At 73.5% G+C, this 13,914-nt stretch carries 10 protein-coding genes and 1 tRNA gene; 7 read left to right on the forward strand and 4 right to left on the reverse strand.

The window, feature by feature from the left end; translation table 11 throughout:
* The first annotated feature begins 102 nt into the window (after positions 1-102).
* The 5 genes from fdh to ACZ6RT_RS15500 all read left to right on the forward strand — a co-directional run bounded on the left by fdh (position 103) and on the right by ACZ6RT_RS15500 (position 7,124).
* On the forward strand, positions 103-3,288 hold the full coding sequence (gene fdh / locus ACZ6RT_RS15480; RefSeq protein ID WP_470154061.1) for a formate dehydrogenase: 3,186 nt from the start codon (positions 103-105) through the stop codon (positions 3,286-3,288).
* A 4-nt stretch (positions 3,289-3,292) separates the two neighbouring features.
* Positions 3,293-4,162 carry a 4Fe-4S dicluster domain-containing protein gene (locus ACZ6RT_RS15485; protein ID WP_399189439.1) on the forward strand — a complete coding sequence of 290 codons (870 nt, stop codon included), beginning with the start codon at positions 3,293-3,295 and terminating at the stop codon, positions 4,160-4,162.
* 17 nt (positions 4,163-4,179) lie between these two features.
* On the forward strand, positions 4,180-5,295 hold the full coding sequence (nrfD, locus tag ACZ6RT_RS15490; protein ID WP_470154063.1) for an NrfD/PsrC family molybdoenzyme membrane anchor subunit: 1,116 nt from the start codon (positions 4,180-4,182) through the stop codon (positions 5,293-5,295).
* Positions 5,296-5,484: 189 nt separating this feature from the next.
* Complete coding sequence (locus ACZ6RT_RS15495) at positions 5,485-6,651, forward strand: RNA polymerase sigma factor (protein ID WP_470154065.1); 1,167 nt, start codon at positions 5,485-5,487, stop codon at positions 6,649-6,651.
* Between the two features lie 74 nt (positions 6,652-6,725).
* Complete coding sequence (locus ACZ6RT_RS15500; protein WP_470154067.1) at positions 6,726-7,124, forward strand: hypothetical protein; 399 nt, start codon at positions 6,726-6,728, stop codon at positions 7,122-7,124.
* A 124-nt stretch (positions 7,125-7,248) separates the two neighbouring features.
* Here the strand turns inward: ACZ6RT_RS15500 and selD are convergent, their stop codons facing one another.
* Positions 7,249-8,319 (reverse strand): selenide, water dikinase SelD, encoded by a 1,071-nt coding sequence (selD, locus tag ACZ6RT_RS15505; RefSeq protein ID WP_470154068.1) that lies wholly within the window; start codon positions 8,317-8,319, stop codon positions 7,249-7,251.
* An 89-nt stretch (positions 8,320-8,408) separates the two neighbouring features.
* Between selD and ACZ6RT_RS15510 the strand changes: the two genes are divergently transcribed.
* A tRNA-Sec gene (locus ACZ6RT_RS15510) sits at positions 8,409-8,504 on the forward strand.
* 72 nt (positions 8,505-8,576) lie between these two features.
* Here the strand turns inward: ACZ6RT_RS15510 and mppR are convergent.
* The 3 genes from mppR to mppP are packed head-to-tail and all read right to left on the reverse strand — an operon-like array spanning position 8,577 to position 11,803.
* Complete coding sequence (gene mppR, locus ACZ6RT_RS15515; protein WP_399188964.1) at positions 8,577-9,419, reverse strand: enduracididine biosynthesis enzyme MppR; 843 nt, start codon at positions 9,417-9,419, stop codon at positions 8,577-8,579.
* 3 nt (positions 9,420-9,422) lie between these two features.
* A complete protein-coding gene (locus ACZ6RT_RS15520) occupies positions 9,423-10,658 on the reverse strand; it encodes an aminotransferase class I/II-fold pyridoxal phosphate-dependent enzyme (protein WP_470154070.1) in 1,236 nt (411 codons plus the stop codon).
* Complete coding sequence (gene mppP, locus ACZ6RT_RS15525) at positions 10,655-11,803, reverse strand: enduracididine biosynthesis enzyme MppP (protein WP_399188960.1); 1,149 nt, start codon at positions 11,801-11,803, stop codon at positions 10,655-10,657. The genes ACZ6RT_RS15520 and mppP overlap by 4 nt, the downstream gene beginning before the upstream one ends.
* Before the next feature lie 451 nt (positions 11,804-12,254).
* On the opposite strand from mppP, the gene ACZ6RT_RS15530 reads away from it, so the two are divergent.
* Positions 12,255-13,724: an ArnT family glycosyltransferase gene (locus tag ACZ6RT_RS15530; protein ID WP_399188958.1), complete on the forward strand. Its 1,470-nt coding sequence runs from the start codon at positions 12,255-12,257 to the stop codon at positions 13,722-13,724.
* Positions 13,725-13,914: the final 190 nt, after the last annotated feature.

The following is a 13,914-nucleotide window of genomic DNA, read 5'->3' on the forward strand; positions in this document are numbered from 1 at the left end:
GGCGCGACCGGGCCGTGGCCGCGCCCGAAAGACGGGCGCGGCCATCGGGGCCGGGGCGGCACGGGGCGATTAGGGCGGGCCGGCCGGGGTAGAACGGCCCCCGTGAGACCCGGGAGGTTCGTCTCCCGCTGGCCGGTGATCCGCCAGCTCAGGGGAGAGGACGGCAGGAGCGACGCCGCACGCTCGGCGCGCACCGACGCGCTGCGGCCCCGCACCGAGGAGGCCGACACCGTCACCCGGTCGGTCTGCCCGTTCTGCGCGGTCGGCTGCGGCCAGCTCGTCTACGCCAAGGACGGCCGCGTCACCCAGATCGAGGGCGACCCCGACTCGCCGATCTCCCGCGGCCGCCTCTGCCCCAAGGGGGCGGCGAGCAAGCAGCTCGTCACCCACCCCGGCCGGCAGACGCACGTCCTCTACCGGCGCCCGCACGGCACCGACTGGGAGCGGCTCGACCTCGACACCGCGATGGACATGATCGCCGACCGGGTCGTGGCGACCCGGCGGGCGACCTGGCAGCAGGAGCACGAGGGCAGAACGGTCCGGCGCACCATGGGCATCGCCGGCCTGGGCGGGGCGACGCTGGACAACGAAGAGAACTACCTGATGAAGAAGCTGTACACCGCCCTCGGCGCGATCCAGGTGGAGAACCAGGCCCGTATTTGACACTCCTCCACGATCCCCGGTCTGGGGACCAGCTTCGGGCGTGGCGGTGCCACGGACTTCCAGCAGGATCTGGCCGAGTCCGACTGCATCGTCATCCAGGGCTCCAACATGGCCGAATGCCACCCGGTGGGCTTCCAGTGGGTGGTCGAGGCAAAGGCACGCGGGGCGAAGGTGTTCCACATCGACCCGCGCTTCACCCGCACCAGCGCGATCGCCGACCGCTACCTGCCGATCCGCGCCGGGAGCGACATCGTGCTGCTCGGAGCGCTGATCAACCACGTCCTCACCCGCGAGCTGGACTTCCGCGAGTACGTGCTGGCCTACACCAACGCCGCGTCGATCATCTCCGAGGACTTCGGGGACACCGAGGACCTCGACGGCCTGTTCTCCGGCTTCGACCCCGAGACGCGCTCCTACGACCCGGCGAGCTGGTCGTACGAGGGGTCGGGCGAGGAGGCGTCCGGGGGCGGCGAGCACCTGGAGGGCGGCCGGCACCACTCCGCGGCCGCCGGGGGTGACCAGTACGGCTCGGGCGGCGCCCCGGCCTCGTCCAGGCCGCCGACCGACCCGACGCTGCGCCACCCCCGGTGCGTCTACCAGATCCTCCGGCGGCACTTCGCCCGCTACACCCCCGAGCTGGTCGAGGAGCTGTGCGGCATCCGCCCGGAGGACCTCGCCGAGCTCGCCGACGCGATCACCGCCAACTCCGGCCGCGAGCGCACCACCGCCTGGGCGTACGCGGTCGGCTGGACCCAGCACACGGTCGGCGCCCAGTACATCCGCGCGGCGTCGATCCTGCAGCTGCTGCTGGGCAACATCGGCAGGCCCGGCGGCGGCATCCTGGCGCTGCGCGGCCACGCCAGCATCCAGGGCTCCACCGACATCCCCACCCTGTTCAACCTGCTGCCCGGCTACCTGCCGATGCCGCACGCCCACCGCCACGGGGGGCTGGACGACTACCTCGCCAACGTCGGGGCCGACACCGGCTTCTGGGGCAGGAAGCGCGCCTACACCGTCAGCCTGCTCAAGGCGTGGTGGGGTGAGGCCGCCACCGCCGAGAACGACTTCTGCTTCGGCCACCTGCCGCGCGTCACCGGGGACCACGGCCACTTCACCACGGTGATGGCGCAGATCGACGGCACGGTCAAGGGCTACTTCGTGGTGGGCGAGAACCCGGCCGTGGGCTCCTCGGGAGGCCGTGCCCAGCGCCTGGGCCTGGCCAACCTCGACTGGCTGGTGGTGCGCGACCTGACCCTGGTGGAGACGGCCACGTTCTGGAAGGACGGCCCGGAGCTGGCGACCGGGGAGATGCGCACCGAGGACATCGCCACCGAGGTGTTCTTCATGCCCGCCGCCAGTCATGTGGAGAAGGAGGGCACCTTCACCAACACCCAGCGGCTGCTGCAGTGGCGGCACAAGGCCGTCGAGCCGCCGGGCGACTGCCGCAGCGACCTGTCGTTCTACTACCACCTCGGCAAGCGGATCAGGCAGCGGATCACCGACGACGAGATCGACCGGCCGCTGCGCGAGCTCACCTGGGACTACCCCGAGGAGGGCGAGCACGCCGAGCCGTCGGCCGACGCCGTGCTGCGCGAGATCAACGGCACCGGCCCGGACGGGCGGGCCCTGTCGGCCTACACCGAGCTCGAACCCGACGGCTCCACCAGCTGCGGCTGCTGGATCTACTGCGGGGTCTACGCCGACGAGGTCAACCAGGCCGCCCGGCGCAAACCCCGCCGCGAGCAGAGCCGGGTGGCCCCCGAGTGGGGCTGGGCCTGGCCGGCCAACCGGCGCATCCTGTACAACCGGGCCTCCGCCGACCCCGAGGGCCGCCCGTGGAGCGAGCGCAAGGCCTACGTGTGGTGGGACGCCGAGCGCGGGGAGTGGACCGGCCACGACGTGCCGGACTTCGAGCGGCACAAGCCGCCCGGCTACCGGCCGCCCGAGGGCGCGCTCGCCGAGGCGGCGCTGGCCGGGACCGACCCGTTCATCATGCAGCCCGACGGCAAGGGCTGGCTGTTCGCCCCCTCGGGCCTGGCCGACGGGCCGCTGCCCGCGCACTACGAGCCGCACGAGTCCCCGGTGCGCAACCCGCTGTACGCGCAGCAGGCCAACCCGGGCCGGCAGATGTACCTGCGGCCCGAGAGCCCCTACAACCCGCCGGGTTCTTCGCGGTTCCCGTACGTGCTCACGACCTACCGGCTCACCGAGCACCACACCGCGGGCGGCATGAGCCGGCCGCTGGCCTACCTGGCCGAGCTGCAGCCCGAGCTGTTCTGCGAGGTCTCCCCCGCGCTGGCCGCCGAGCTGGGGCTGGTCAACGGGGGCTGGGCGACGATCGTGACGAGCCGCACCGCGATCGAGGCGCGCGTCCTGGTGACCGGCAGGGTACGGCCGCTGCGGCTGCAGGGCGGGACCGTCCACCAGATCGGCCTGCCGTACCACTGGGGCTGGGGCAGCGGGGGACTGGTGACCGGCGACACCGTCAACGACCTGATGCCCCTCGTGCTCGACCCGAACGTCTACATCCAGGAGAGCAAGGCCATGACCTGTGACCTGCGGCCCGGCAGACGTCCCACCGGCAGGGCCCTGCTCGACCTGGTCGAGGAGTACCGCCGTGGCTGAGCGGATGGGCTTCTTCACCGACACGAGCATCTGCATCGGCTGCAAGGCGTGCGAGGTCGCCTGCAAGGAGTGGAACCACGTGCCCGACGACGGGTTCGTCTTCCGGGCCACCTCCTACGACAACACCGGCAGCCTGGGGGCCGACACCTGGCGGCACGTGGCCTTCATCGAGCAGCCGGGCCGGGCCCGGGACGGCCGGGAACCCGCCGGGCCGGACGGCACCGGACCGAACGGACCGAACGGGTCCGCATCGGACGGCGGCGGGCCGAACGGCGGGTTCGAGGACATCGAGGGCTGGCTGATGTCGTCGGACGTGTGCAAGCACTGCACGCACGCCGCCTGCCTGGACGTCTGCCCGACCGGGGCGCTGTTCCGCACCGAGTTCGAGACCGTGGTGGTGCAGGCCGACGTCTGCAACGGCTGCGGCTACTGCGTGCCCGCCTGCCCGTACGGGGTGATCGACCGCAGGGAGCGCGACGGCCGGGCCTTCAAGTGCACGATGTGCTACGACCGCCAGCTCGGCGGGCTGGAACCGGCCTGCGCCAAGGCGTGCCCCACCGACTCCATCCAGTTCGGGCCGCTGGACGAGCTGCGGGCCCGCGCCGCCGAGCGCCTGGAGCACCTGCACGCCGGCGGCCGCTCCGAGGCCCGCCTGTACGGGGCCGACCCCGGTGACGGCGTGGGCGGGGACGGGGCGTTCTTCCTGCTGATGGACGAGCCCGAGGTGTACGGCCTGCCGCCCGACCCGGTGGTCACCACCAGGGACCTGTCGGCCATGTGGGGGTGGGCCGCCGGGGCGGCGCTCTCCATGGCAGGGGCCGTCGCGCTCTCCTTCCTGGGCCGGTCGCGCTCGTTCCCTGGCCGGTCGCGATGAGGCGGGGCGAGGAGGCGATGGTCCCGCAGGCGGAGTTCCGCTCCTACTACGGGCAGCCGATCATCAAGTCGCCGATCTGGCACGAACCCCACATGCCCGTCTACCTCTACCTGGGAGGGACGTCCGGGGCCGCGTCGATGATCGCGGCCATGGCCACGCTCACCGGCCGCGACCGGCTCGCGCTCACCGCCAGGCTCGTCGCGGCCGGGGGAGCCGCGGGCGGTGCCGCCTTCCTGGTCGCCGAGCTCGGCAGGCCCGAGCGGTTCCTCAACATGCTGCGCGTCTTCAAGCCCACCTCGCCGATGAGCGTCGGCTCCTGGGTGCTGGCCGTCCACAGCGGCCTGACGGCGCTCGCGGCCGGCTCCGCGCTGGTCACCCCGCGCCAGCCGCCCTCCGGCCCGCCGCCCTCGCGGCTCGCCGCGGCCCTGCCCGCCCGGCTCGCCGCAGTCCTGTCCGGTACACGGGCCGCCCCCTCGCCCTCCCGGGCCGCGGGGGCCGCGGGGGCCGCGAGGGCCGCGGCCCTGCGCGCCCGGCTCGCCGCGGCGCTGCCGTCCCGGGCTGTGACGCTCCTGCCCGCGGCCGGTGACGCGGCCGGGCTGGTGGCCGTGCTGACCGGCCCGCTGATGGCGACCTACACCGCCGTGCTCGTGGCCGACACCGCCGTGCCCGCCTGGCACGAGGCCCACCGCGAGCTGCCCTTCCTGTTCGCCGGGAGCGCGCTGGCCGGGGCGGGCGCCGCGAGCATGCTGGCCACCCCGCTCCGGGACGCCGGTCCGGCCCGTGCCGCCGCCGTGCTGGGCGCCACCGTCGAGACCGTCGCCGGGGCCGTGATGGAGCGCCGCCTCGGCATGCTCGGCGAGCCGTACCGGCAGGGCGTCTCCGGCCGCCTGATGCGGGCGGCCCGTGTCCTCACGGTGGCCGGAGCCCTGCTGGCCCCGGTCGCCGGACGCGGCCGGACGCTCACCGCGCTCTCGGGCCTGGCCCTCACCGGGGGCGCCCTGTGCACCCGTTTCGGCGTGCTGAGGGCCGGCAAGGCGTCGGCCGCCGACCCGAAGTACACGGTGGTGCCCCAGCGGGCCCGGCTGGAGGCCGCCCGGCAGGAGACCGCGCGCCGGGAGAGCGCGGAGACCTGAGCGATACCGTCCTTTCGCGGCGTTCCCGTTCGTCGTGTTCACGAGGAGCCGTACGCGGAGGAGGACGTGTGAAGTACATGCTGTTGATCTGCGGTGACGAGTCCGCCGCCGAGCACGCGATGGACGGCTGCGACGGATGGGCCGAGGAGATGCGGCGCCGCGACGTGCTGCGGGGCGGCGTGGGGCCAGGTGGTCGCCACCCTCATCCGGGTGACCGGCGACCGGGACCTCGCCGAGGAGAGCGCGCAGGAGGCCTTCGCCCAGGCGCTGCTGCGCTGGCCGCGCGACGGGATACCGCGCAGGCCCGGCGCCTGGCTCACCACGGCCGCCCGCAACCGGGCCGTCGACACCCTGCGCCGCCGTACGGTCGGCGCCGCCGAGCTACGGGAGGTGGCCGCCCTGTCACACGAACCGGAACCAGGTGACGAGAGCGGGGTGCCGGACGACCGGCTGCGGTTGATGTTCACCTGCTGCCACCCGGCGCTGGCGCTGGAGGCCCGGGTCGCCCTCACCCTGCGGACCCTGGCCGGGCTGACCACCGCCGAGATCGCCAGGGCGTTCATGACCGGCGAGCAGACGATGTCCAAGCGGCTGGTCCGGGCCAAACGGAAGATCCAGCACGCCGGTATCCCGTACCGGGTACCGCCCGCGCACCTGCTGCCGGAGCGCACACCCGCCGTGCTGGCCGTGCTGTACCTGCTGTTCGGCGAGGGCTACTCGGCCACGGCGGGCACGGACCTGCTCCGGCGCGACCTCAGCGCCGAGGCGATCCGGCTGGCCCGGGTGCTGGCCGGTCTCATGCCGGACGAGCCCGAGGCGACGGGCCTGCTGGCGCTGATGCTGCTGCACGACGCCCGGCGGGCCACCCGGCTGGACGAGGCCGGTGACCTGGTGCCCCTGGAGGAGCAGGACCGCGGCCGGTGGGACGCCGCGCAGATCGCCGAGGGCGTGGCGCTGCTGGAGGGCGCGCTGCGGCGCGGCCGGGCGGGCCCGTACCAGGTGCAGGCCGCCATCGCGGCCTGCCACATGGAGGCGGCCGATCCTGCGGACACCGACTGGACGCAGATCGCCGCGCTCTACGGGCGGCTGGCGCACCTGACGCCCTTGCCGGTGGTGGAGCTGAACCGGGCGGTGGCGATGGCCGACGGACCCGCCGCCGGGCTGAGACTGGTGGAGGCGCTGGCGGCGTCGGGGGCGCTGGCCCGGTACCACCTGCTGGCGGCGACCCGCGCCGACCTGCTCCGCCGCCTCGGCCGTACCGCCGAGGCCCGCGGCGCCTACCGCGAGGCGCTGGAGCTGGCGCCCACCGGCACCGAGCGGCGCTACCTCGCCCGCAGGCTGGCCGAGATCGGGTGAGCCCCGGGTGTCCGTCGGGGCCGGGCCCGTTCGTCGGTGGGGCGAACGGGTCTCCGAAGGAGAGAGGACAACCGATGGTCGAGGTCAGGAAGGCGATCGCCGCGGAGCTCGTCGACCAGCTCACGCAGAACGCGAACCATCCCTGGAAGCCGCCGGGCGACGGATACGAGGTCACGCTGACCCACGAGATCGTCCACGGCCTGGACATCACCGTCCCGCTGGGGATCGACCGGCGCGTCCCCGAGGAACGGCTGCGCATGATCCTGCCGGGCTTCACCCCGGAGAAGAGCCGGAAGCACTTCGGCGTCGACCTGGACGGGATCGAGCTGCGTGCCGAGGACCTCGACTGGACCCTCGGGTCGGGAACGCCGCTGTACGGGGCCGCCCAGGACTTCACGCTGGTCATGTGCGGCCGGAGGTTGCCGGCAGGACGGCTCGGCGGCGAACCGGCCGCGCGGTTCACCGCCGCGTGAGTCTCCCACGGTCCCCTGCCGTGTCCCGCCCGTCCGGCGCGGCCACCGGCCGTCACCCGGACGGGCGCCCCGTCCGGCCGGCACCCGGTCGGCCGGGGGCGGGGCCGTCCGGGACGGTGACCGGTCAGCGCAGCCGCAGGGCCGCGCCGTCGAACGGGACGAGCTCGCCGACCACGGGGGCGCCGGGGATCTCTCCCGCCACGAGCAGGCCGCCCGAGGTCTGGGCGTCGGCGAGCAGCAGCAGGTCCTCCTCACCGGTCCGGCCCGGGTCGAGGTGCGGGTGGACCCACGCCAGGTTGCGCCGGGTGCCCCCGCTGACATGGCCGTCCCGCACCGCCTCGCGGGCACCGTCCAGGTACGGCACGGCCGCCACGTCCACCACCGCGGTGACGCCGCTCGCCCTGGCCAGCTTGTACAGGTGACCCAGCAGGCCGAACCCGGTCACGTCCGTGGCGCACCCGGCCCCGGCGGCGAGCGCGGCGCGGGAGGCGTCCCGGTTCAGCGCGGTCATCGTGGCGACCGCCTGCGGGAAGCCCTCACCGGTCGCCTTGTGCCGGGTGTTGAGCACGCCGACCCCCAGCGGCTTGGACAGCGAGACGGGCAGGCCCGCCCGGCCGCGGTCGATGCGCAGCAGCCGTTCGGGGTCGGCCAGCCCGGTCACCGCCATGCCGTACTTCGGCTCGGGGTCGTCGACGCTGTGACCGCCCGCGACGTGGCAGCCCGCCGCCCGCGCCACCTCCAGGCCGCCGCGGAGCACCTCCCCGGCCAGCTCCATCGGCAGCACCTCCCGCGGCCAGCCGAGCAGGTTGACCGCCACCAGCGGCTCCCCGCCCATCGCGTAGACGTCCGACAGGGCGTTGGCCGCCACGATCCTTCCCCAGTCGCGGGCGTCGTCCACCACCGGCGTGAAGAAGTCGGCGGTGGCCACGACGGCCCGCCCGCCCTCGATGCGGACCACGGCGGCGTCGTCCCCGTCGTCCAGCCCGACGACCAGCTCGGCGTTGAACGGCGGACGCCCGTCCGGCCCGCCCGGCCCGCCCGGTCCGTCCGGCTCCTTCAGCAGGCCCGCGACCACGGCCTCCAGCTCCCCAGGGGGGATCTTGCACGCGCAGCCGCCGCCGTGCGCGTACCGGGTCAGCCGCACCGCGCCGCCCGTGGTGAGAGGAGAGCGCCGCTCCGCCTCGGTGTCCGTCATGCCGCATCCACCCCTGACGGGCCCTTGGCACGCCGCCGTCCGGCATGCCGCCTCGGTGCCCCTACCCGCGGGGGAGTATGTTCTCCCCCGGAGGTGTCCGGGTGCCTGGTGGCCCCCGCGGTCTTCAAAACCGACGAGGCCGGGTCTCCCGGCCTGGCGGGTTCGATTCCCGTCCACCTCCGCCATCCGCCACCCGCCGGGGCGGACGGGAATCCGGGACCGTCCGCGACGATGGGGCATCCGGGACGGCCCCGGCGTCACCCGCCGTCGCCGGTCAGCGGTCGGCCGTGGTGCAGCGTCTCCGCGTAGGAGAACACGTAGCCCGTGCCCACCTCGACGGGGGCCAGGCCGGCCAGGTCGACGTCCGGTCCGTCGAGGAGACGCAGGTCGGCCGGGCCCGCCCAGACGTCGGAGAACTCGATGTCGGTGACCTCCGAGACGACGAGCTGGTTCAGCGGGGGCTCCGACGGCACCCAGGAGGGGAACAGGCGGGTGTGCACCAGCGGGACGGTGTGCAGGAACGGCGGCCGGTCGATCCGGCCCTCCAGCGTGACGGACGCCTCGGCGGTACGCCGCCCGTCCACCGACAGCACCCCGTTGAACCGTCCCCCGCCCGCCAGCCGGGGACCGGCTCGGCCGACCGTCGCCGGCCGGGTCTGGTGGACGGCGCCGAACTGTTTGGGCATCCCCTGGATCCAGCCGCGCATCAGCGGGACCGGGCTGTCCACCCAGGCGTACGGGCAGCGCGCCAGCTGCCGCCCCTCGTGGCGGCAGGCGATCAGGATCAGGAACTCGGAGAACCGGCACCGTGCCGGGTCCTCCAGCTCAGCCCCGGAGTGCGAGCACCACTGCCACTCGGCGAAGATCGCCGCGGCCGCCCCGGGGTCAGGTCCCAGGTCCAGCTCGGGTGGCAGGAACCGTGCGGCCGCCGCGGGGTCCACGCGGTAGTCGACCATGATGACGTCGCCGGAGAAGTGCCAGGGCGGGGGAGTGACCATCGCCGAGCCCCCCGAGGGGGACAGCGGCAGGGAGTAGCCGGAAGGGCCCGCCCCCCGCGTGGAGGAGGCGGACGCCTCGCCTGTCGTGACGATCGATCGCATGCTCTAGGTCCGATCCGTGTGCGCCGGTACCGCGTGCCAGGCCGTGGTCAGCCGCTGGGCGGCGGTGGCCAGCCGCGTGGGGGAGTTGAAGCTGTAGGCCATCCGGACGGAGGGCCGTGCCGTGCCGCCGAAGCGGGAGCCCGCCGCGACCTCGACCCCTGCCGCGCTCGCGGCGGCGAGCAGGTCGGGCTCGCGGTACCGGCGAAGGGCGCGGAGCCAGACGAAGAAGCCGCCGTCGGGCCGGTCGAGCTCGAAGTCGTCGCCCAGGCCGGCCAGCAGGGTGTCGACGAGCGCGTCCCGCCGCTCCCGCAGCCGCTCCCGCAGCCAGCCCAGGTGCCTGTCGTAGTCTCCGGCCAGCACCAGCGCGGTCATCGCGAGCGCCGAGGTGTGGTTCAGGCAGCCACCGCTGCGGAACAGCCCGTGCCCGGCGAGCCGGTCGATCGTCCGGGTCCCCGCGAGCAGCCAGCCCAGGCGCAGCCCGGGGGCGAGCGTCTTGGAGAACGTACCCAGCCTGATCACCCCGTGGTAGTCCGCGAGTCCGGCCATGGAGGGCGGCGTGGGCCCTCCGCCGAGGTTCAGCTCGGCGTAGGCGTCGTCCTCGACGATCGGCGTCCCGTGGCGGGCGGTGACGGCCAGCAGCTCGCGCCGCCGCGAGACGGGGACGACCCGGCCCGTCGGGTTGTGGAAGGTGGGGTTCAGGTAGACGAACGCCACCCGCTCTCCGGCCAGGGCGTCGCGCAACGCGTCCGGGTCCATGCCCTCGGAGTCCGAGCGCACCTCGCGCGGGCGCAGCCCGCAGTCGGTGAGGATCAGGCGTCCCAGGTCGTAACAGGTCTCCTCGACGAGGACCACGCTCCCCGGGGCCGCCAGGATGGTGGCGATCAGCTGGAGGGCGTGCGAGATGCCCGCGGTGACCAGGACGTTGCCGGGCTCGCAGGTGATGCCGTCGGCCACGGTGGTCCGATCCGCCAGCGCGGCGCGCAGGTCGAGGGCGCCCCGATCGTCACCGTAGCCGAGGGCGGCCGAACCGTACTCCTCCAGCGCCCGCGTGTAGGCCGCGCCCAGCAGGTCGACCGGGAGCAGTGCGGGTTCGAGATAGCCCGGCCCGAGGTCGAACACGCCGGGAGCGGAGACCGACTGCACGATCCCCGCCCGCCAGGACCGCGCGTGCGACAGGGGGCCGGCCGTCTCGGCCGGCCCCGCCTCGGCCGGCGCGGCCTCGCCCGGGGCGATCCTCATCGTTCGAGCAGTATGGAGCGCAGCGCCCGCGTCGCCTCGTCGAGGGGGGCGGCGGACCTGGACAGGGCGATCCTGAGGGTGCTGTCACCCTCCTGGGGGTTCGCCCAGTGGAACTTGTGACAGGGCAGCACGTAGACGTTGTGGTCCCGCAGTCTGGACCACACCTCCAGCGACGAGCGCTCGCCGACGTTCACCCGTTCCACGCTGCCCCTGCTGTGGGTGTCGGGGAAGTGGATCCCCGGCACCCCGGCCAGCCCGTCCCTCACCAGGGCGCGATTGCCCGCGATGAAGCGGTGCAGGTCGGCGAGGCCGCCGTCGGCCGCGTCCTCGGAGAACCGCTGGACCAGCGCGAGGACCAGCGGGGACACGCCGAGCAGGATGTCGGAGTAGACCTTGGCCACCGGAAGGCCGAGCTCCTCGGACGTCACCAGCCAGCCGATCTTGAGGTCGAGCGTCGGCCACAGCTTGCCGGTGTCCTCGATGACGACCCAGCGGCACCCGCTGTCGCGCAGCACCCGGTAGTGGTCGTAATGGGCGGCCGGGTCGAACCCGCGGAAGGAGGTGTCCAGCGCCAGGACCACGTCGCGCTCGGCGCACTGCCCGGCGAGCCTGCGCAGGCCCTCCTCGGACAGCACCCGGCCGGTCGGGTTGTTCGGCGTGGTGACGAAGACGCATCCCACCGAGCCCAGGATGTCGTCGAGCTCGTCCCCGCCGAGCCGTTCCTCGGCCACCGGGACCAGGGTCAGCCCGACACCGCGGAGGATGTCGGGGATGTTGTCGAACGTGGGGTGGATCAGCGCGACCGAGTCCATCGCGCCGGACAGGGAGCGGGCGAGGATCTCCATGGCCACGGACGAGGAGTAGCAGGCCAGCACGCGGCCGTCGTCGCCGGGGTAACTGTGCTGGCCGAGCAGCCCGAAGTACGCGCGATGGGACTCCCGCTCCACCTCCTCGATCGGGAGCTCGGCGGCCTTGGCGAACAGGTTGGGCAGGTCGTCGATGATCCGGGCCTGTCCCGCGGTGAGCGCCTGGCGGGCGTGCGCGTCGGCGATGTTCAGCGGGCTGTTCAGGGCCAGGTACTCGAATTGGGTGAGATTGCCGATGTCCAGGCCAGAACTGACAGGCGTCGTTCGGGCTTCCTGCATTCCGTTCACCTCGCATGGGGGTTCTATCGTGTGGGGTGGCCGGGTCCACCTGTTTTCCGGCATTCGAAAACTCCCTGTCGAATGCGGGTCGAGCGATTCGTGAACCACCGGTGTGCCGGCTCCGTCGAAAAGCGGGATCGGGTGACTCGGCGACGACAGGGCATTGATGGAAAAATAATGCATGAAAAGAATGGGCGCAAGTGCCGTGTCGCTCAATACGCGAGCTGCATATTTTCCCGAGGATTCAATGTCATTGCCCCTGCGGGCACCTCCCATCATGCTGTCACCAGCGGCTGTCCTGCGGGCGCGGTGATTTTCATGTGGAAGGCGTGTTTCACGGACAAGCACCTCCTCCTGCCGTGACAGGTTGCGGATCCAGAATGAGAGGTGCCCTTCCATGCCCACCGTAGCGGCCATTAAAGAAACGTATGCCGAAAAAGGCGTACCACCGGTGACACCGGTACGGCGAGGGCCTCTGGCGGCCGTCTCCGCCGGGGTGACGGCCCTGTTCCTGTTGCTTTCCGGCGGACAGGGTCACTACGTCGACGAATTGTATTTCCGGGTGGCCGCGGGTCACCTCGGCTGGGGGTACGTGGACCAGCCGCCCCTGGTCCCGCTGCTGGCGCGCGCGCAGATCGCGCTGTTCGGCGACAACCTGGTCGCGATTCGCGTGGTGCCCGCGCTGCTGGCCGGGCTCGCCGTGCTGGTCGCCGGCCTCATCGCCCGCGAGCTGGGCGGGGGCGGCAGGGCCCAGGTGCTCGCGGCGTGCGCGACGGCCGGTTCGCTGGCGTCGTTCGCCGCCGGGCACGTGCTCCACCCCACCGCCGTGGACCACCTGGTCTGGGTGACGGTGTGCTGGGTGGTGGTCCGCGTCATCCGTACCGGCGAGGAGAGGCTCTGGCCGGTCGCCGGGCTGGTGGCCGGGATCGGCATGCTCGCCAAGTACCTCGTGGTGCTGCTCGTGATCTGTCTCGTGGCGGGTCTGCTGGTCGCGGGGCCCAGACGGGTGCTGCGCGGCCGGTACCTCCTGGCCGGCGTCGCGGTCGCCGCGCTGGTCGCCGGGCCCGGCCTGGTCTGGCAGGCGCTGAACGGCTGGCCCCAGTTCGCGATGGCCCAGAGCATGTCGGAGCCGTTCGGGGTCGCGAGCGTGATCAACTTCATCGTGGGGCAGGTGCTGATGATCGGCCCGTTCCTCACCCCGGTGTGGATCGTCGGGCTGCTGGCCCTGACGCGCCGGCCCGAGTGGCGCGCCTACCGCTCGCTCGGCGTGGCCTACCTCGTCATGGTCCCCGTCCTGCTTCTGACCGGTGGCGCCCCCCGGTACAGCGAGGGCCTGCTGACCGTGCTGCTGGTGGCCGGGTGCGTCAGGGCCGACGGCTGGGCGGCGACGATCTCGCGCCGGGCCTGGGTCTGGCTGGCGGTGACCGGGAACGCGCTGCTGGCCATGGTGATGGTGATGCCGGTCGTGCCCGCCGACGTCTACGCCCGCAATCCCGTGCTGGCGGCGCTCGGCGAGGAGCAGTTCGGCCAGACGGGCTGGGAGGCCCTGGCCGCCCAGGTGGCCGAGGTCCACCGGTCCCTGCCGGAGGCCGACCGGGCGCGGGCGGTCCTCTACGGCCACAACTACGGCGAGGCGGGGGCCCTCAACCTGTACGGTCCCCGTCACGGGCTGCCGCGGGAGTACAGCGGCCACAACTCCTACGCCGACTTCGGCCTTCCGGGAGACGACAAAACGATCGTGGTGGCCGTCGGGGTGGACCGGCCCTCGTTCTCCAGGCTGTTCGGGCGGTGCGAATCCCGGGGCGCGCTCACTTTCGAGTTCCCCCACTTCGAGGAGGGCAAGGAGATCCTGGTCTGCCGCGACCCGCGTGAACCATGGTCGCGGATCTGGCCTCGGCTGCGCTGGCTGGGCACGTTCTGAGACCGCGACCCCCGGCGCCCCCGGCCCGGCCTGGAGAGGGGACGAGGCCGCGGGAACGGGAGGTTCACGAGCGGCGGGGGGGGGGGGGGGGGCCCCCCCCCCCCCCCCCCCCCCCCTGGTAGGGGCCCCCGCAACCCACGCCCTCCCCCCCCCCTCCCCCCCCCCCCCTACCACCCCACGACCACCCACC

Source organism: Streptosporangium sp. NPDC050148, assembly GCF_055586505.1.

What these genes read in the sequence shown, in the direction of transcription:
- ACZ6RT_RS15485 (WP_399189439.1), top strand. Translation starts at nt 3,293, where the DNA reads ATGGGCTTCTTCACCGACACGAGCATCTGCATCGGCTGCAAGGCGTGC.
- nrfD (WP_470154063.1), top strand. Translation starts at nt 4,180, where the DNA reads ATGGTCCCGCAGGCGGAGTTCCGCTCCTACTACGGGCAGCCGATCATC.
- ACZ6RT_RS15500 (WP_470154067.1), top strand. Translation starts at nt 6,726, where the DNA reads ATGGTCGAGGTCAGGAAGGCGATCGCCGCGGAGCTCGTCGACCAGCTC.
- selD (WP_470154068.1), bottom strand. Translation starts at nt 8,319, where the DNA reads ATGACGGACACCGAGGCGGAGCGGCGCTCTCCTCTCACCACGGGCGGC.
- mppR (WP_399188964.1), bottom strand. Translation starts at nt 9,419, where the DNA reads ATGCGATCGATCGTCACGACAGGCGAGGCGTCCGCCTCCTCCACGCGG.
- ACZ6RT_RS15520 (WP_470154070.1), bottom strand. Translation starts at nt 10,658, where the DNA reads ATGAGGATCGCCCCGGGCGAGGCCGCGCCGGCCGAGGCGGGGCCGGCC.
- mppP (WP_399188960.1), bottom strand. Translation starts at nt 11,803, where the DNA reads ATGCAGGAAGCCCGAACGACGCCTGTCAGTTCTGGCCTGGACATCGGC.